The 17,889-nt window shown below is 29.9% G+C and carries 19 protein-coding genes and 1 other annotated feature (1 of these 20 only partly in view); of the genes, 15 read left to right on the top strand and 4 right to left on the bottom strand.

The genetic code is table 11. The features are described from left to right. Positions 1-38: 38 nt before the first annotated feature. From P8F83_RS18000 to P8F83_RS17950, 11 genes are all read left to right on the top strand, one after another. A complete protein-coding gene (locus P8F83_RS18000; protein ID WP_326512147.1) occupies positions 39-551 on the top strand; it encodes a PTS sugar transporter subunit IIA in 513 nt (170 codons plus the stop codon). Between the two features lie 22 nt (positions 552-573). Continuing rightward, complete coding sequence (locus tag P8F83_RS17995) at positions 574-1,716, top strand: glycerate kinase family protein (RefSeq protein WP_326512146.1); 1,143 nt, start codon at positions 574-576, stop codon at positions 1,714-1,716. A gap of 165 nt (positions 1,717-1,881) precedes the next feature. After that, positions 1,882-2,241, top strand: a complete 360-nt coding sequence (locus P8F83_RS17990) for a BlaI/MecI/CopY family transcriptional regulator (protein WP_073021105.1) — start codon at positions 1,882-1,884, stop codon at positions 2,239-2,241. Next, positions 2,238-3,581, top strand: coding sequence for a M56 family metallopeptidase (locus tag P8F83_RS17985; RefSeq protein ID WP_326512145.1), 1,344 nt, complete (start codon positions 2,238-2,240; stop codon positions 3,579-3,581). Before P8F83_RS17990 ends, P8F83_RS17985 begins: the two co-directional genes overlap by 4 nt. Positions 3,582-3,678: 97 nt before the next feature. Further along, positions 3,679-4,005 (top strand): DUF1904 family protein, encoded by a 327-nt coding sequence (locus P8F83_RS17980; RefSeq protein WP_326512144.1) that lies wholly within the window; start codon positions 3,679-3,681, stop codon positions 4,003-4,005. Between the two features lie 14 nt (positions 4,006-4,019). Further along, positions 4,020-4,541 carry a cysteine hydrolase family protein gene (locus P8F83_RS17975; protein ID WP_326512143.1) on the top strand — a complete coding sequence of 174 codons (522 nt, stop codon included), beginning with the start codon at positions 4,020-4,022 and terminating at the stop codon, positions 4,539-4,541. Between the two features lie 280 nt (positions 4,542-4,821). Further along, entirely contained in the window at positions 4,822-5,718 is an 897-nt protein-coding gene (locus P8F83_RS17970) for a D-alanine--D-alanine ligase (protein ID WP_326512142.1), read from the top strand. A gap of 14 nt (positions 5,719-5,732) precedes the next feature. Further along, the gene (pdxR, locus tag P8F83_RS17965; RefSeq protein WP_326512141.1) at positions 5,733-7,181 is read left to right on the top strand and encodes a MocR-like pyridoxine biosynthesis transcription factor PdxR; all 1,449 of its coding nucleotides are present in this window, start codon (positions 5,733-5,735) and stop codon (positions 7,179-7,181) included. Between the two features lie 124 nt (positions 7,182-7,305). Continuing rightward, on the top strand, positions 7,306-7,899 hold the full coding sequence (locus P8F83_RS17960; protein WP_326512140.1) for a sigma-70 family RNA polymerase sigma factor: 594 nt from the start codon (positions 7,306-7,308) through the stop codon (positions 7,897-7,899). Further along, on the top strand, positions 7,871-8,893 hold the full coding sequence (locus tag P8F83_RS17955) for a DUF4179 domain-containing protein (protein ID WP_326512139.1): 1,023 nt from the start codon (positions 7,871-7,873) through the stop codon (positions 8,891-8,893). The genes P8F83_RS17960 and P8F83_RS17955 overlap by 29 nt, the downstream gene beginning before the upstream one ends. A gap of 97 nt (positions 8,894-8,990) precedes the next feature. Continuing rightward, entirely contained in the window at positions 8,991-9,965 is a 975-nt protein-coding gene (locus P8F83_RS17950) for a 2-hydroxyacid dehydrogenase (protein ID WP_326512138.1), read from the top strand. A 50-nt stretch (positions 9,966-10,015) separates the two neighbouring features. On the opposite strand, the gene P8F83_RS17945 is transcribed toward P8F83_RS17950, so the two are convergent. Together P8F83_RS17945 and P8F83_RS17940 are read right to left on the bottom strand one after the other, a co-directional pair. Then, complete coding sequence (locus P8F83_RS17945; protein ID WP_073021077.1) at positions 10,016-10,579, bottom strand: LemA family protein; 564 nt, start codon at positions 10,577-10,579, stop codon at positions 10,016-10,018. A gap of 26 nt (positions 10,580-10,605) precedes the next feature. Continuing rightward, positions 10,606-11,433 (bottom strand): TPM domain-containing protein, encoded by an 828-nt coding sequence (locus tag P8F83_RS17940; RefSeq protein ID WP_326512137.1) that lies wholly within the window; start codon positions 11,431-11,433, stop codon positions 10,606-10,608. 121 nt (positions 11,434-11,554) lie between these two features. On the opposite strand from P8F83_RS17940, the gene P8F83_RS17935 reads away from it, so the two are divergent. Together P8F83_RS17935 and desB are read left to right on the top strand one after the other, a co-directional pair. After that, positions 11,555-12,406, top strand: coding sequence for a GNAT family N-acetyltransferase (locus P8F83_RS17935; protein WP_326512136.1), 852 nt, complete (start codon positions 11,555-11,557; stop codon positions 12,404-12,406). Between the two features lie 154 nt (positions 12,407-12,560). After that, entirely contained in the window at positions 12,561-13,619 is a 1,059-nt protein-coding gene (gene desB / locus P8F83_RS17930; RefSeq protein WP_326512135.1) for a Delta(10) desaturase DesB, read from the top strand. On the opposite strand, the gene P8F83_RS17925 is transcribed toward desB, so the two are convergent. Continuing rightward, positions 13,616-14,317 carry a hypothetical protein gene (locus P8F83_RS17925; protein ID WP_326512134.1) on the bottom strand — a complete coding sequence of 234 codons (702 nt, stop codon included), beginning with the start codon at positions 14,315-14,317 and terminating at the stop codon, positions 13,616-13,618. The genes desB and P8F83_RS17925 overlap by 4 nt on opposite strands. Positions 14,318-14,412: 95 nt before the next feature. Further along, entirely contained in the window at positions 14,413-15,168 is a 756-nt protein-coding gene (locus P8F83_RS17920; RefSeq protein ID WP_326512133.1) for a TSUP family transporter, read from the bottom strand. A gap of 129 nt (positions 15,169-15,297) precedes the next feature. On the opposite strand from P8F83_RS17920, the gene P8F83_RS17915 reads away from it, so the two are divergent. Together P8F83_RS17915 and abc-f are read left to right on the top strand one after the other, a co-directional pair. After that, the gene (locus tag P8F83_RS17915; RefSeq protein WP_275299576.1) at positions 15,298-15,429 is read left to right on the top strand and encodes a hypothetical protein; all 132 of its coding nucleotides are present in this window, start codon (positions 15,298-15,300) and stop codon (positions 15,427-15,429) included. Between the two features lie 183 nt (positions 15,430-15,612). Continuing rightward, positions 15,613-17,499, top strand: coding sequence for a ribosomal protection-like ABC-F family protein (abc-f, locus tag P8F83_RS17910; protein ID WP_326512132.1), 1,887 nt, complete (start codon positions 15,613-15,615; stop codon positions 17,497-17,499). Between the two features lie 154 nt (positions 17,500-17,653). Beyond that, positions 17,654-17,889 (top strand) — a binding site (T-box leader) (it continues 25 nt past the right edge of the window).

Genomic DNA, 17,889 nt, shown 5'->3' with positions numbered 1-17,889 from the left:
GCTGGATTTTTTCCTTATTTAAAAAGGAGGATTTTAAAATGTTTAATACTATAAAAAACATATTTTCTAATAAAGAACCTCAAGTTAAGCCTAAGCTAATTTTAGCAGCACCACTAGAGGGTGAGCTGGTTTCTATAACAGAAGTTCCAGATCCAGTATTTTCAGAGAAAATGATGGGGGAGGGCTTTGCAATTAAACCTACTCTTGGCATAATAGTCTCTCCTATAGAAGGAACAGTAGGAAGTATATTTCCAACAAAACATGCTATTGGACTTACATCAAAAGAAGGATATGAGATAATAATACATTTTGGATTAGAAACAGTTAACTTAAATGGAGAAGGTTTTGAGGTTTTAGCTGAAATAGGGCAGAAAGTTTCTATAGGCGATGAGTTACTAAAAATAGATATAGAAAAAATTAAAAATAAGGTTCCATCAATTATCACACCAGTAGTTATAGCTAATCTAAAAGAGGATGAAAAAATTGTAGTAGAAAAATACAAACAAGTTTCTCTTGCAGAGCAGGCTGTAGCTGTTATAATTAAAAAATAGTTTGTGATAAGGTGGGATTAAAATGAAAATAGCTATTGCACCAGATTCTTTTAAGGGAAGTTTATCAGCTACGGAAGTTGCAAATGCCATTGAAAAAGGACTAAAAAAAGTTGATAAAAATATAGAAACAGTTAAGATTCCAATGGCAGATGGGGGAGAAGGAACTGTAGAGTCCTTGGTAGAAGCTACAGGTGGAAAATATATTAAAGTTAAGGTTAATGACCCTTTAATGAGAGAAATAGAGGCTGTTTATGGGATATTAGGTGATAATAAAACAGCAGTAATAGAAATGGCTCAGGCCTCAGGGTTACCACTACTAAAAAAAGAAGAAAGAAATCCTATGAAAACTACTACTTATGGAACAGGACAGTTAATAAAACATGCAGTAAATAGTGGTTGTAAAAATATAATAATTGGAATAGGTGGAAGTGCTACAAATGATGGTGGAGCTGGTATGGCTATGGCATTAGGAGCAAAACTTCTAGATAAAGAGGGGAAAGATATACATTTAGGAGCTGAAGGATTAATAAAACTTAAAACCATAGATTTATCTACTTTTGATGAGAAAATAAGAGAATGTAAATTTATAGCTGCCTGTGATGTTGATAATCCTCTTGTTGGGGAAAAGGGAGCTTCCCATATTTTTGGACCTCAAAAGGGGGCAGATGAAGATATGGTAAAAGTTCTAGATGAGTATTTAGAGTATTATGGAAATTTACTTGAGGAAAATCTTAATGTATCAGTACTTAACTACCCAGGGGCAGGAGCAGCAGGTGGACTTGGAGCTGCGCTTTTAGCTTTTTTAAATGCAGAACTTAAAAGGGGAATAGATATAGTTATAGAGGCCTCAAATTTAGAAAAAAAGATTAAAGATAGTGATCTAGTTATAACTGGAGAAGGAATGATAGATTATCAAACCCAATTTGGTAAAACGCCTTTTGGGGTAGCGGAGACGAGTAAAAAATACAATAGACCAGTAATAGCTATAGCTGGAGGAATAGGTAAAGATGCATCAGACCTTTATAACAAAGGAATAGATAGTATTTTTTCAATAGTAGATAAACCTATGACATTAGATGAAGCTATGGAAAATGCAGAAAATTTATTAGAAGATACAGCTGAGAGAATAATGAGAATAGTTAAGCTACACACATTATTGCTGTAGAAGCTTTTTCAGCTTCATAAAATTCATTTAATAGATATGAACTATACCTAAAGAATAAAAAAAGAGACATGTGATATGCATGTCTTTTTTTGTTTGACAAAATAGGTTTGTCACGATAAACTAGATATAATAGGTTTATTAAGACAAACCAAAAGGGGGACTAAAATGAAAGATTACAAACTTTTTGATGCAGAATTTAAATTTATAAGTATAATATGGGAAATAGAGCCAGTTAATTCTACTGAGTTATCAAAAGTGTGTTTAGAAAAGCTTGGGTGGAAAAAATCCACAACTTTCAATATGATTCGTAAGCTTTCTGAACGTGAAATACTTAAAAATGATAATGCAATTGTTACAAGTTTAATTAATAGGGAGCAGGTTCAAAAATATGAAAGTGATGCACTTTTAGATAAAGCTTTTAATGGTTCCATCCCAGAATTTATAACAACATTTTTAAAAGGAAAGAAGCTATCAAACAAAGAAGCTGATGAAATCAAAAAAATGATAGAGGAGGCTATTGAGTGAAAAATATATTTGAGTATTTATTAAATATGAGTATTACCGGCACTTATGTAGCTTTAGTTGTAATATTAGTTAGGGTTTTATTAAAGAAGTCACCTAAGATATTTAGCTATATCCTTTGGATTCCTGTATTCTTTAGACTTATAGTTCCTTTTTCAATTAATAGCATGTTTAGCTTTATGCCCAAAATGAATACTCCAATATCATATCAAGTTGGAAATTCAAATAACATATCATCAAATAGTAATATAACTGCATTAGTTGAGTCTAATATATTACCTAATCACTCAAATAATGATTTAACCAACATAGATAATATAATGAAAACATTAGCAGTAATTTGGATGGTTGGGTTTGTTATTTTTCTTTTAAAAAGTTTATTAGATTATATAAGGCTTAAAAACAAGTTGAAATTTGCTACACTTATTAAAGAAAATATTTATGAAACAGATTTAATAGAGTCGCCTTTTGTGTTCGGAGCGTTAAAACCAAGGATTTATATGCCTATAAATATAAAGCAAAGTGAATTTGAGTATATGCTTAACCATGAAAAAGTTCATGTTAAAAGAAAAGATTATATTATAAAACTGTTTGCATTTTTTATTGTTATGCTTCATTGGTTTAATCCAGTTGTGTGGATGTGTTATTATCTTATGGAAAAGGACATGGAAATGTCCTGTGATGAGAGTGTTATAAAAAATTATAGTGTTAAGGATAAAAAAGTATATTCTAATATATTACTTTCTTATTCAGTAAGGGAAAGTAGTTTAACTACACCTTTTGCTTTTGGAGAAAGTAGTGTAAAGACTCGTATAAAGAATATATTAATAAATAGAAAAAGAACTTTTATAGGAATCTTGGTAACTTCAATTATAGTCATAGCGGTAATAATAGGATTAGTTACAAACTCCTATACTAGGAGTTTTATTAAAGAAGATGTAACTGAAACCTTGTATAAAAATAAAACACCATATGTAGGAGATAATTCGAAAGTAGTTAATATAGTATCTGGACTAGATTTTCCAGAAGGAGCTAAAAGAGGAACAGTACAACTTCAAACAGATAGACCTCCTTATGGGATAGTTGTAAATTTAGTTGAATCAGGAGAAAATAAAATATATTATCTAAATGAGGAAGGCAGAGATAAACTTGAGAAAAATGCAATTCTTATGTTTGCCCTTATTGATAATTTGGATAATATAAAGTACTTTATGGGAGATAGAATTCCTGAATATACAAGGGAGTGGGCTTCTGAAAAAGTTGGTGAAGATATCACTAATTACGTAACTTCTATAGAGAAATTTAAGGATTTAAATGATAAATTAAAAAATATCTATGAATAAAAATATAAAGGTAGTAGCTAAGGTGATTTTGTAGCTACTACCTTTATATTTATGGTATGCTTTAATTATATTTAAATTAAAGTAGGGGTGAAAAGTTATGCCATTATTAAAGTTTAAAGCTATAGAAGGTAGAAAGTTAATTACAGTTAGTAAAAATCTTATAGATGAATTAGAGTCTTTAATAAAATGTCCAAGAAGCTATTTTTCCTTAGAGCTTGTAGAATCAAAATTTATAAAAGATGGAGCCTATGTTGAAGGAAGTCCAGTAGTTGAAGTAGCTTGGTTTGACAGAGGTCAAGATGTTCAAGATGAAGCTGCAAAAATAATTACTAAAAACATAAATTCCATTGGATATAAAGACGTTGACGTTATATTTACTGCTCTTGAAGAGAAAAAGTACTATGAAAATGGCGAACATTTTTAAGGGAGGGGAACAAGATGAATAAGGAAGCTTTATTAATTATAGATGTGCAACTGGCTATGTTTATGTGTGACGGGGGAGTATATAGAGGAGAGGAAACTTTAGCTAACATAAAAACTCTCTTAGAAAGAGCAAGAGAAAAAGAAACTCCAGTTATTTTTGTTCAACATACTGTAGACTATGATAGTCCATACAAAAGAGGGACAGAAACTTGGAATATACATCCTGAGATAGCTCCTAGAGAAAATGAAGTTGTTGTTGCTAAAACTAAATGTGATTCATTTTTTAAAACTAATTTAGAAGAGGTTCTTAAAGAAAAAGCCATAGAGAAATTGACTATAGTTGGTATGCAAACTGAGTTCTGTGTAGATACAACAATAAGAGCAGCTTTTAGTAAAGAATATAAAAATACATTTGTGAGAGGTTGCCATACAACTTTTGATACAGAAGTATTAAAGGCAGAGGATATAATAAAACATCATGAGAGAACTTGGGGATCTTTTGGGGAGTTAAAGAATTTAGAGGATATAACATTTTAAATATAAAAATAGCTGAGACTTAAGGTTTTAGCTATTTTTATTTTGGAAAAAATATTTTGTACAGATGTACAGATGTACAGATGTACAGTTGTACAAGTGTACAGGAGAAAAATTGTACAGCTGTACAATTGTACAAAAGTTTTAAAAAAGCTGTGGAAAAAAAGTTTAAGAATAGAAATTCTCCACCTCATAAGAAAATTCCTATAAAAGTGGATTTTAAGTAAAGCTCTCAATACGAATATAATTGTAATGAAAATATAATTAATAGGAGTGAAGAGAAATGAAGGTTGGAGTTTTAATGGGAGGCATATCATCAGAAAGAGAAGTGTCTTTAAAATCAGGAGAAGGAATAATAAAAAATTTAGATAAAAATAAATATGAGGTTTTTCCTATAATAATAAATTCAAAAAAAGAAGTAATAGAAAAAGTTCAAGGTTTGGATTTTGTGTTTTTAGCTTTGCATGGTGAGTTTGGAGAGGATGGAAGTATTCAAGCTTTATTAGAAAGCATAGGAATGAATTATTCTGGATGTGGAGTTTTAACTAGTGCACTTTGTATGGATAAAAAGCAAACTAAGAGAATATTAAAAAGCGAAGGAATAAGGGTAGCTAAAGATATAAAAATTAATTTAAAAAATAAAAACTTCAGCATAGAGGATTTAGAAGCATTAGGCTATCCCATGGTGGTTAAGCCTAATGCTGGAGGATCTAGTATAGGAGTATCAATAGTTAGAAATAAAGAAGAACTACAAAAAAGTATACTAGAAGCATTAAAATATTCTACAGAAATATTAGTTGAGGAATATTTAGAAGGCGAAGAGTATACTATACCAGTATTAAATGGAGAGGTTTTTCCTATACTTTTAATAAAATCTGATACAGAGTTTTTTGATTATGTATCAAAATATGCAGATGATGGAGCGACAGAGGAATTAGTAACCTTGCCTAAAAAATTACAAGTAGAGTTTGAAGAGATAGGAAAAAGATGCTGGGATATATTTAATTGTAAAGCATATGTAAGAATTGATATTATAGTAAGTAAGGGGCTTCCTTATGTACTTGAAATAAATACTTTACCAGGAATGACTAAAAACTCACTTTTTCCTAAAAGTGCAAAGGGAGCAAATTTGGAGTATAGTGAATTATTAGATAAGATTATAGAATATTCACTAGTTTGAGAGGGGTAGTGTAGATGATATTTTCATCCCTAAAGCTTAATAAAGATGAGCCTATATATATTCAAGTTGAAAATCATATAAAAGAAAGTATAGAAAAAGGAATGCTTCAAAAAGGCAGTAAACTTCCATCTACTAGAGAGGTAAGTAGTTTTTTGAATATAAGTAGAAATTCTGTAGTAGTTGCTTATGAAAATCTAGAGATAGATGGAATAATAAAAAGTTCAAGGGGCAAAGGAACTTTTGTTACTATAGAGGCTTCTAAACCTAAAAATGAATTTAATATTGACTGGGGAACTAGAATTAATAGTTATGGCTCTATATGTGAAAGTATGGATATATTAAAAACTGAACTTCCTTGGGAAAAAAATATGATTTCTTTTAAAAGCATTGCACCAGAGGAAAATTTATTTGATATAGAAGAATTTAAAAGAGCCTTTTTAGATGTAATATCTTTAGAGGGAAATAAGATATTAAACTATGGATATGCAAAAGGGTATAAACCTTTATTAGAATATTTGATGGAGTATATGAAAAGTAAGGGAATCAATACTGAAGGAAAAGATATACTTGTAACTAATGGCTTTACAGAGGGTTTTGATATAATAATAAATACATTAACAGAGCCTGGAGATGTGATTATATGTGAAAATCCTACTCATAATACAGCAATAAAAATAATGAAGGCTCATGGATTAGATATTATAGGAGTTCCTATGAATGAGGATGGAATTGATACTAGATCCTTAGAGAAGGCGCTAGAAAATACTTCACCTAAATTTGCATATATTATACCTTCTTATCACAATCCTACAGGGATAGTTATGAATGGTGAAAAGAGGCAGGAAGTACTCAATATATTTCAAAAACACTCCATTCCAGTTATAGAAGATGGGTTTAATGAAGAACTTTTATATACTAGTTCTCCTGTACCTTCTTTAGCCTCTTTTTGTACGGATGGAAACGGGGTCGTGTATGTTGGGAGCTTATCTAAAATACTTTTTCCAGGCTTAAGACTTGGATGGATATTTGGAGATAAAGATTTAATTGATACCCTAGAAAGCGTTAAAAGAGCTAGAACCATCCACAGTTCTTTTATTGATCAGGGAATATTCTATCATTATATGAAAAGTGGGGCTTTTGATAAATACGTAAAAAAGGTAAGAAAACATTATAAGGACAAATATGAATTTACTTTAAAACAGGTTAATAAATATATTTCTTATAAAAGCATAACTGGAGAAGGTGGACTGCATATCTTCATAAAACTTAAAGGGATAAATGCAAGAGAAGTTCTTCAAAAATGTTATGAAAAAGGAGTGGTTTTTACTCCAGGAGATATCTTCTATACTGATGGAGGAGGAGAAGATACCTTTAGAATAGGATTTTCTAGAGTTAGTGAAGAGGATATAGAAAAAGGGATTAGGGTAATTGGGGAAGTTATTAATTCAATTAAAAACATATAGGTATTAGAATTAAGTCTCAAAATTAAGATTTTGGGACTTTTTTCATAATTCTTGCAAGAAATTAATAGGTCTTTTCGTTTATATATATGAGCAGCTCAAAATAAACCAAGGAGGTTTTTCTGTTATGAAAATAAGCAAGGATAATTTGCTTCCTCAATTAAAATCTAAAAATCCCAAAGCTTTGGATTCATTAGTAGATGTATATGGAAATCTTTTATATAAGGTAATTTATAATGTTATTGGAAGTTATGGAGACACAGGAATTGTTGAAGAATGTTTAAATGATGTACTTTTAAATATTTGGAATAATATAAACAAGTTTTCAGGAGAGGAGTCTAAGTTCCCTAAGTGGATTTGTGTTATTGCTAAATACAAGGCTATAGACTATCAGCGTAAACTCTCAAAGGCTAAGAAAACTACAGATATAGATGATTGTGTGCTTATCTCAGATTTATCAGTTGAAGAAGAACTAATTAGTGAAGAAAATAGTACAGAACTTCTTAAATATATTGATTTAATGGAACCTTTAGATAAAAAGATATTTATAACGAGATATTTTCTTGATGAATCTATAAATAATATAGCCAAATCCTTAAATCTAGCTAGAGGGAGTGTGGATTCAAGACTATCAAGAGGAAGGCGTTTCTTGAAACTAAAATTACAAGCTAATAGTAAGGAGGAATATAATAATGGAAAACAACCTGTACGAGTACTTTAATGATATAGATATGGACATGGAAAGTATAAATTTATTGGATATAGAGCTGGACGAGTTGACAAAAAAGAGAATAAAAAATAATCTCCATAAAAGTTTAAGAAATAAAAAAAGTACTCCTAAAAAGATTATAGTAGGAGCTGCTATGGTAGTGTTTTTAGCTGGAGTAGTCACTGTATATTCCCCTCAGATTTCTGCTTTTGCCGATAACATTCCTGTTCTAAACACTTTATTTCATGAGTTTAAATATAGTGGAGAATTTGAAAATTATACTGAGGTAATAAACAAGAGTATAGTAGATAAGGGGTATGAGGTTACAATTAATGAAGCTGTTATGGATGACTTTAGCTTTAAGCTTATATATACTATAAAAACACCTGAAAAGATTGAAGATTTAATTAATAATGTAGGTGTAGATAATCCTTTCCCATATACACCTGGTACAAGTATTACTTTAAATAATAAAAAGTTTTTAGGCGGAGCTGGTGGAAGTCATAGAATTATAGATGAACATACAGTTCAAGTAATAAATGATTTTGATATCGAAGACACTAAAATTCCTGCGAATTTTACCATAGATATAAAATTTAACAAAATCAATAATATAGCAGGAAACTGGGATTTTTCTTTTAATATGAGTAAAGAAAAAATAAATAAAGATATCAAGAGCTATGATATAGATAAAAAACTTAAAATTAAAGATGTAAACAATAAAGATATGACTTTAACTTTTAACAAATTAAGTTTTTCTCCTATATCTACGGCTATACTTATTAAAGGTGATGGAGAGTTTGATTATACTAAGGTTAAATTTAAAGCTGAAGACGGAACAGAGTTAAACCCTACAATGTATAGTTTTGATGTTAATGCAAACTTTATATATAGCGCTAAGGCACTATATAAATTTGAGCCTATTACTACTATTCCTAATAAAATTATTCTAGAGTACACAGATAATGATGAAAATATAAGCTCTATGGAAGTAGAGCTAAATTAAAAGAGGGTCTGTACATTTAATGTACAGACTTTTTGTGCTAAAAATTAACATTATGCTATAATTAAACTATTAATTAGTTGTAACAGGAGGGATAGTTATGAAGCCAAAGGTTTTTATTGCAAGGAAGGTTCCATATGAAATATTAGAGTATATAGGTAAGTACTGTGACTATGAAAAATGGGACTCAGATGAGAAAAGAACAAGAGAAGAACTATATAAAAAGCTTTCAGATAAAGATGGGTTAATAACTACTGGAACTCGTATAGATGAAGAGTTATTAAGTCATGCACCAAATCTAAAGATAGTTAGCAATATATCTGTTGGATATAATAATTTTGATTTAGAGGCTATGAAAGCCAGAAATGTAATAGGAACGCATACTCCTAATGTTTTAGATGATACTGTGGCAGATTTAATATTTGGACTTATTTTATCCTCAGCAAGAAGAATACCTGAGTTAGATAGGTATGTTAAAGATGGAAAGTGGAAAAGAGGAGATGATTTAAATCTGTTTGGTTTAAATGTACATCATAAAACCCTAGGAATAATAGGTATGGGAAGAATAGGAGAAGCTGTAGCTAAAAGAGCTAAATTAGGTTTTGATATGGATGTTATGTATCATAATAGAAGTAGAAAACCAGAGGTTGAAGAAAAACTAGGTGCTAAATATAGTGAGATGGAAGAGCTTTTAAAGGTTTCAGATTTTATAGTTTTAATGACTCCACTAACAAAGGAAACTGAAGGATTAATAGGATATAAAGAATTTGATTTAATGAAGAAAACAGCCATATTTATAAATGCTTCTAGAGGGCAGACTGTAAATGAAAAAGCGTTAATTGATGCTTTAGAGAATAAAAAGATATATGCAGCAGGTCTTGATGTTTTTGAAAAGGAACCTGTAGATAAGGATAATCCTCTACTTAAACTAGACAATGTAGTAACACTTCCTCACATAGGTTCATCTAATGATCAAACACGTTTTGAAATGGCTAAGGTGGGAGCAGAGAATCTTATAAAAGGTGTAAGCGGGGAAATTCCTTCAAACATTGTTCCAGAACTTAAAAATATATAAATTAAAAAAGCTGGGCATAGAGTTTTATCTATTGCACAGCTTTTAATATTCTAGAAATTAACATTAGGAACTTCTGTAGCTCCTTCTGCAGCTTTAAAGTATTCTTTATCTGGGTATCTTCCACCAAAGAACATATTCACAAAAAATCTCTTTTTATAACTATTGAAAACTTGAACTGAATCATTATAATCTTTTCTTGCAACAGCAATTCTGTTTTCAGTTCCAGCTAATTCATCTTGAAGTTTCAAGTAATTTTCATTAGCTTTGAGTACTGGATAGTTTTCAACTATAACATTAAGACTTCTAAGAGCTGAAGTTAATTCAGCATCTCCTTCTGCTTTTTCTTGAACACTAGATGCTCCTGAGATCTTAGCTCTTGCAGCAGCTAAATCACCAAATACCTTTTCTTCGTGTTTAGTATATCCCTTTACTGTTTCAACAAGGTTAGGTATCAAATCGTTTCTTCTTTGAAGCTGATTGTCTATTTGACTTAATTTAGAAGAAACATTCTGATCTTTAGAAACTAGGCTATTGTAAGTTCCAATATAACCTCCAACTGCTATTATAATAACTATAACAAATCCTATTATAGTAAAAAGTAATCCTTTTTTCATTAATGCAAACCTCCTTAAATATTTAATTACCACCCTCCAGAAGAGCCACCGCCGCCTGAAGAACCACCACCAAAGCCGCCACCACCAGATGAACCGCCGCCAAAGCCACCATCAGAGCCACCTCCGAAGCCGCCGCCATAAAAACCGCCACCAAAGAAACCACCATTATTGTAAGGTCTTCTACGTCTTCTTCCTCCTCTGCCTTCAGGACCTCCTCTTCCAATGAAAGAAATACCTATTAATAAAAGAAATATTATTAATCCTACATTAAAGAAGGATGAATCATCTCCTGAATTTGAAGAAGAAAGTTTAGGTGTATCTTGGGTATAACTGCTAACATCTACATTATATTCTTGTCCAATATCCCCAATAATCCTATTATATAGAGTTGTTATGCCTTCATCATATTTTCCAGATTTAAAATTAGTAGTAAGTTCCCTTAGATATGTACCTGCTTTTCCATCAGGAATAGCTCCTTCTAATCCATATCCAACCTCTATTCTAAACTGTCTGTCATCCTTAGATATAAGAATTAAAACTCCATTATTTTTTTCTTTATCTCCTATACCCCATGATCTGAAAAGGTTATTAGCATAATTTTCAATAGAATCACCATCGAGTGAATTTATTGTAACTACTGCAACTTCAGCAGTGGTTTTGCTTTTAACATCTTCCGATGCATTTAAAATGTAGTTTTTAGTGCCACTAGAAAACATCTCTGCATAATCCTGAAAATATATTTCAGAAGTAGGTTTCTTAGGAAGTTCAGAAGCTTTACTAGGGTATCCTATTGATAATAAACTCAATATTATTAAAAATGATGATAATAGAAATCTCTTAATATATATTCGCATAATACCCTCCCTTTTACTTAATTATACCATATTTGGACAATTAGATATTGAAAATAATCTTAATATGATAATATTAGTGTATGTAGAAAGATTAAAATTATAATATTTAAGGAAGGATAAAATGATTAATTATATTAAATGTATAGATATAGATAAAGAAACAATTTATAAGACATTTATAAAGGGATTTAGTGATTATATAATCAAATTTGAAATGAAAGAAGAAGATTTTTTTCATAAATTTTTTGAAGTTGAGGGAAATTCTTTAAATAATTCTTATATTGCCATTAAAGATGGAGTAGGTCTTGGAATAATTTTAGGTGGAATAAAATCTTATGAAGGAATTAAGACATTAAGATGTGGAACATTAGCAGTAGATAATAACTATAGAGGGCAAGGTATAAGCGAAGAGTTATTTAAACTACATTTAGAAGATGGTAGAAAAAATGGATGTAAACAACTGTTTTTAGAAGTTATAAAAGGAAATGATAGGGCTATTAACTTTTATAAAAAGCAAGGGTATGAAAAAATATACAACATTTCATATTTTTCTTTAGAAAATTCCCAGGAAATAAAAAACTATCCATTAAAGGGTATAGAAATTAAAATAATAACTATAGAAGAATACGAAAAATATTTTTCTAATAAAGAAAACCTTCATATTCCTTGGCAAAATGATATTGACTATATAAAAGCTTCTAAGGATTATATTTGTTATGGAGCTTATGATGAAAAGCAGATAATAGGCTGTATTTCAATAAATGATAAAGGGAGAATAGGGAACTTGTATGTAGATAAAGCATATAGATTAAAAGGTATCGCAAGGAATCTTCTTATTGAAGCAATAAAAAACTTGAATCTAGATAAAATCAATATAGGTTTTACTAATAATTCTTTTCTTGAGGGATTTTTGAGAAAGCTAAACTTTAATAAACAAAAGATAGAACAGCATGAAATGTATAAACTATTGTAAAGACAGTCATAAAATTATGTCTGTTTTTTCTCTATGAAATACAATTATTAAATGATAACTATTGACAAGTGATAAATATTATTGATAAGATATAGTAAATTTATTTATTATATTACTTTGATAATCAAAGTAATTATTGAAAGGTGTGAAAAATATGAAGGATCTTCATAATATGAGTTGGTATGCTAAGCAAATACATCCTAAATTGGATAAGGATATTTTTAAACCTGCCCCAACAAGACTTATTGGGGGACTTATATATCTTATAGTTGTAGCTATAGGAATGTCAGTGGTAGTTCTATTTGATATAAATACAGTTGGGAAGTTAGCTATAGCTTTAATATTAGGCTTTAGTTTTGGTTCTATGGGTTTTTTAGGTCATGAAATACTACATGGAACTGTTGTTAGAAATAAGTGGCTTAGAAATTTTTTAGGAGGAATAGCATTTTTACCTTTAAGTGTTGGGCCAAGACTTTGGGTTAAGTGGCATAATCTTAATCACCACGCTCATACTCAAGATGATGAAAAAGATCCTGATGCATGGATGAGTTTAGAGAGTTTTAATAAAAGAGGTTTTATAAAATTAGTATATAAACTTCCACTATGGTTTAGATCTTTATTTAGCTTTACTGCATTAAGCATCTCTTTTACTCTGCATTCCGTTAGAATGTTTTTTGTGTATTTTAAGGAGCTAGTAGAAGAAAAGTCAATAAGTACTTGGTTTCAATTTATTTTCCCTTGGACTTTTTGGTTTGGGTTATTAGCTATTGTAGGTTTTGAAAAGTGGGCATATATATATCTAATACCTGTACTTATTGGTAATCTTATAGTTATGGGATATATATCAACCAACCATAGGTTAAATCCATTAGTACCTGTAAATGATCCATTAGCAAATAGCCTTACAGTTACAGTACCTAAATGGTTAGATGTATTGCATTTTAATTTCTCTTATCACACAGAACATCATTTGTTCCCAGGAATAAATCCCAAACATTATCCTATTATTAAAGCACACATATTAGAGCTTTGGCCGGATAAGTATCATGAGATGCCTTTATTTGCAGCACTAAGGGCTTTGTGGAAAACTCCAAGGATTTATTATAAGGATGAAGAACTAGTTGATCCACATAAAAAAACATTATACAAATCCTTAGCTAATGGTTTGAAGAGTAATAATATTAAACCCTATAAGCTAGCAAAAGATAATTAAAATAAACTTTTTAAATATTTAAATGAAAAACCACTTAATGAAAGAAGAAGCTGAGAAGGAAAATAGAATAACCATATTAAAAAAGCTATATAAAAATTATAGCCCTTCAGAATGTTCATTAGGCCTACATTCAAATCGCACATAAAAAATAGAAACATACCTAGGGCTATAATTATTGAGTTCTCTTTAGGATAGGATTTCTTTTTTAGTGTGCTTAAGGCAATTAATAAGCTGGTTATTAAGATAACCCCATAGGTTATGCCTAAGAAATATAAACTCCAATCTATATAGGTGGGCTTAAGTGGAAATAAAGAAATAAGAAGCACTAGATATACAGATAAAACTAGAAAAATTATTTTTTTGGAGGGTTTATAAATGCTTAGATGTCTTTTTATATAGGTAAGCTGAACTAATATAAAAAAGATTAGACCTGGACTTAGTATATTTAAGATAACTAAGAACAAGTCAGCTAAAGTAGTGAAAAATAATGCTATATGCAAAAATTTAGTATCCTTTTTGTTAAAACCATCTTTATCTATTAGTAAAGATATAACAAAGCATAGTAGTATTGTTGAATATTTTAAGAATTGGGAGTATATAGTTCCTGTATCTTTATTGGTTATATCTATAATTAGAAAAGTGAAATAAAGAAGTATATTTAATATTATTAATGACTTGATTATTGAACTTTTACTCATATCAAAACTCCTATGTGAAATAAAAAATAGCTAAGAACAGATTTACTCTATTCTCAGCTATTTTTTTCTTTAATCTATGTTTCTATTCACAAGAATTATAAGACAATTTCATAAAGCATCTTTAAGGCGACTCCTAAAGACATGGTTACAAATAGTGGCTTTATTAGTTTAACACCTTTATCCAAAGCCATTCTTGTTCCTACTTGGGCTCCTAATATCATAAATATAGCTACAGGAATTCCAAGTTTATAATCTATCTGCCCCTTTATTGCAAACATAACTAATGATGTTATATTGCTAGTAAAGTTTAAGATTTTAGAGTTGGCACTAGCTCGTACAAAATTAAAAGAAAATACTTTAACCAGTCCAAATATTAAAAATGATCCAACTCCTGCACCAAAAAAGCCATCATAAAAACCTAATGAAAATGCTAATATTATTCCTAAAAAGATAGATTTGTTAGTAAGACCTTGAAACTTGTCCTCCATCCCAGCAGTTTTAGAAAATAGACTATAAATACCTACAGATAACAATAATATAAGTACAATAACATTAAGATATTTTGTATCAATAATTAAAACTGTATTAACTCCTAATATAGCGCCTATAAAGGTAAAAGGTACTAAAATTCTTAAAAGTTTAAAGTCTAGGATTTTAGATTTAGCAAATTCAAGAGAGCTAGTAAAGGAACCACAAGATGCTGAAAATTTATTAGTTCCTAAGGCTAAATATGTAGGCATTCCTGTAAGCATATATGCAGGAAGACTTATAAGTCCACCACCTCCAGCTATAGAATCTACTAAAGTGGCGAAAAAACCTGCTATACATAAAAATATTAAAGTGCTGCTCATTATACTCCTCCTATGCTGCGATTTATATATCAATATTACTATGATAGCACAGAAATTTATTTAAATATTGATTTTTACTTATATTTACACTATAATTAAACCAAATATATTATTTAAGGAGGGTAGAAAATGAATAATTGCTTTATTGATAGAATGTCAAAAGTTAGAGCAACTTCCACTAGAATTTCAGCAAATTCTATAGTTTACGGGATAGGTGCGTCTAAAATTAGATATTCAATGCAAGAAGCGAGTAATTCATAGTTTACCAGATATATTTTTTATTTAGAGATAGTATCCAGGTAGGGTGTGGCCTTGCCTGGTTTTTTTATATGTTTTTTTATCTTATCCGGGCAATGTTTTACTTGTGCGGATTTTTCTCTATTTAAAAATATACTTTAAAATTCCACAAGTACATTCCTGCCTAAAATTAAGGAGGATTTTAACATGATCGAATTATCATTAAACAATGTAGAAAAGTATTTTGGAGCTAATAGAGTTCTAAAAAATATAACCTTTGAAGTTAATAAAGGTGAAAGGATAGGTATAGTAGGAAGGAATGGATGTGGAAAAAGTACTGTTTTAAAACTCATTTATGGAACTGAAAATCTTGATAATGGAAGTATAAGTATTAGAAGAGGTGCTTCTATTGGCTATTTAGAACAGATTCATGGGTTCGAAGAAGGTTCAACAGTAAGAGAAATTTTAAATATAGCATTTGATGAACTATTAGTGCTTGAGAAGAAAATGAAGTCTCTAGAAAGTATAATGTCAGATGAGAGAGAAGATATTTCTAGGTTATTAAGTCAATATAGCGAGCTTCAGCAAAATTATGAAGTTCTAGGAGGATACGATAAGGAAGAGAAGCTTAGTAAGGTTTGTGAAGGCCTTAAATTTAAAGAAAGTTTTTTAGATAGGAGCTTTGATTTATTAAGTGGCGGAGAGAAAACTACAGTAGTACTTGGAAAGATACTGCTAGAAAATCCAGATATTCTTCTTTTAGATGAGCCTACTAATCATCTTGATATGGAGTCCTTAGAATGGCTTGAAGAGTATCTTAGAAATTATAAAGGAACAGTTATTATAGTATCCCATGACAGATATTTTTTAGATAATGTAATAACAAAAACTATAGAAATAGAGGATTTAATAAGCACTAGTTATAAAGGGAACTATTCAGCTTATGTTAAAGAAAAAGAAGATAATCTATTGCAGCAATATGAGTTATATAAGGTACAACAAAAAAAGATAAACTCAATGGAGAAGTCCATAAAGACCTTAAGAGATTGGGCTAATCGCTCTGGAAATGAAAAATTCTATAGAAGAGCTTTCAGTATGCAAAAAAGATTAGAAAAAATGGATAAGGTAGATAAACCAAAAACTGAAAAAGTAAATATGCACATTACTATATCTCAAGGGGATAGGTCAGCTCAGGAAGTGATTAAAGTTATAAGTGCTTCTAAAAGATTTGAGGATAAGATTCTATTTGTTGAAGGTGATTTATTAGTTAGATTTAAGGAAAGAGTGGCCCTAATAGGTGCGAATGGTTCTGGAAAGTCAACTTTATTAAAAACATTATTAAAGGAAGAATCCTTAGATAGTGGAGTTTCAGAGATTGGTGCTAATGTAAAATTAGCTTATCTACCTCAAAATATTATATTTAATAATGAGGAATTAACTGTATTAGAGTGTTTTAGAGAAGATGTAGAAATATTAGAAGGAAAAGCTAGAGAGTATTTAGCTAAATATATGTTTTTTGGAGAAATAGTATTCAAAAAGGTTAAGGGATTGTCTGGTGGAGAGAGAACTAGATTAAAACTTAGTAAGCTGTTATATCATGAGGCGAATTTATTAATATTAGATGAGCCTACAAATCACTTAGATATTGATTCTATAGAGACCCTAGAAGATACCTTAGATGAGTTTAAAGGAACAATATTTTTTATATCTCATGACAGATATTTTATTAATAAAATGAGCAGTAGAATAGTAGCTTTAGAGGGTGGAAAATTTAACAGCTATTTAGGAGATTATGATTATTATAAGGTTAAGAAAAATGAAAGAGAAGAAATCAAAATAGATATAAAACCTTTAAAGATAGAAAAACAACAAAAGACTAAAGCTAACAACAATCAAAATAACAGCTATAAATTAAATAAGTTAGAGGAAAAAATAGTAGAAATAGAAAAAGAAATAAAAGCCTTGGACGAATTGATGGAGACTATTCAAGGAAACTACGAAGAAATAAATAAATGTTTCAAAAATAAAGAAAATTTACAAGTTGAACTAGAACTTTGTATGGAAGAGTGGTTATACTTGACAGAGCAAAGTTAATAAATTAGAATAATATCAAGTTAAACTTGATTCGGATGGAGTTTGATTTCCATCCGAATCTTAGTTTAACTTATCTAGGGTCGTGCCATTGTTATTTCCCACTTGAAGAAATGGGAGTGTTACAATGGCTAGACATCAGATAAAATATATATGGTTAAAAGCTTTGAAGAGAATAAGTAGGATTAGGATAACCTTTAAAGAGAGTTCCCGGTAGGTGAGAGGGGCAAAGGATTTTAATTTGAATACATCTCTGAGCAGCATTCCGAAAGATAACAACTAGTAGGAATAAGACGTATCCTGCACACGTTATAGTGCTAGAGTATAACCAAGAATTTTGGCGTACTTGATAAGGTTTATGTGGTGACGCATAGATAAACTAAGGTGGTAACA

The organism is Clostridium intestinale (genome assembly GCF_035905475.1).
GTDB classification, from domain to species: domain Bacteria; phylum Bacillota; class Clostridia; order Clostridiales; family Clostridiaceae; genus Clostridium_T; species Clostridium_T intestinale.
The sequence above is the reverse complement of the archived record's forward strand: the minus strand, read 5'-3'. Positions and strand labels throughout refer to the sequence as shown.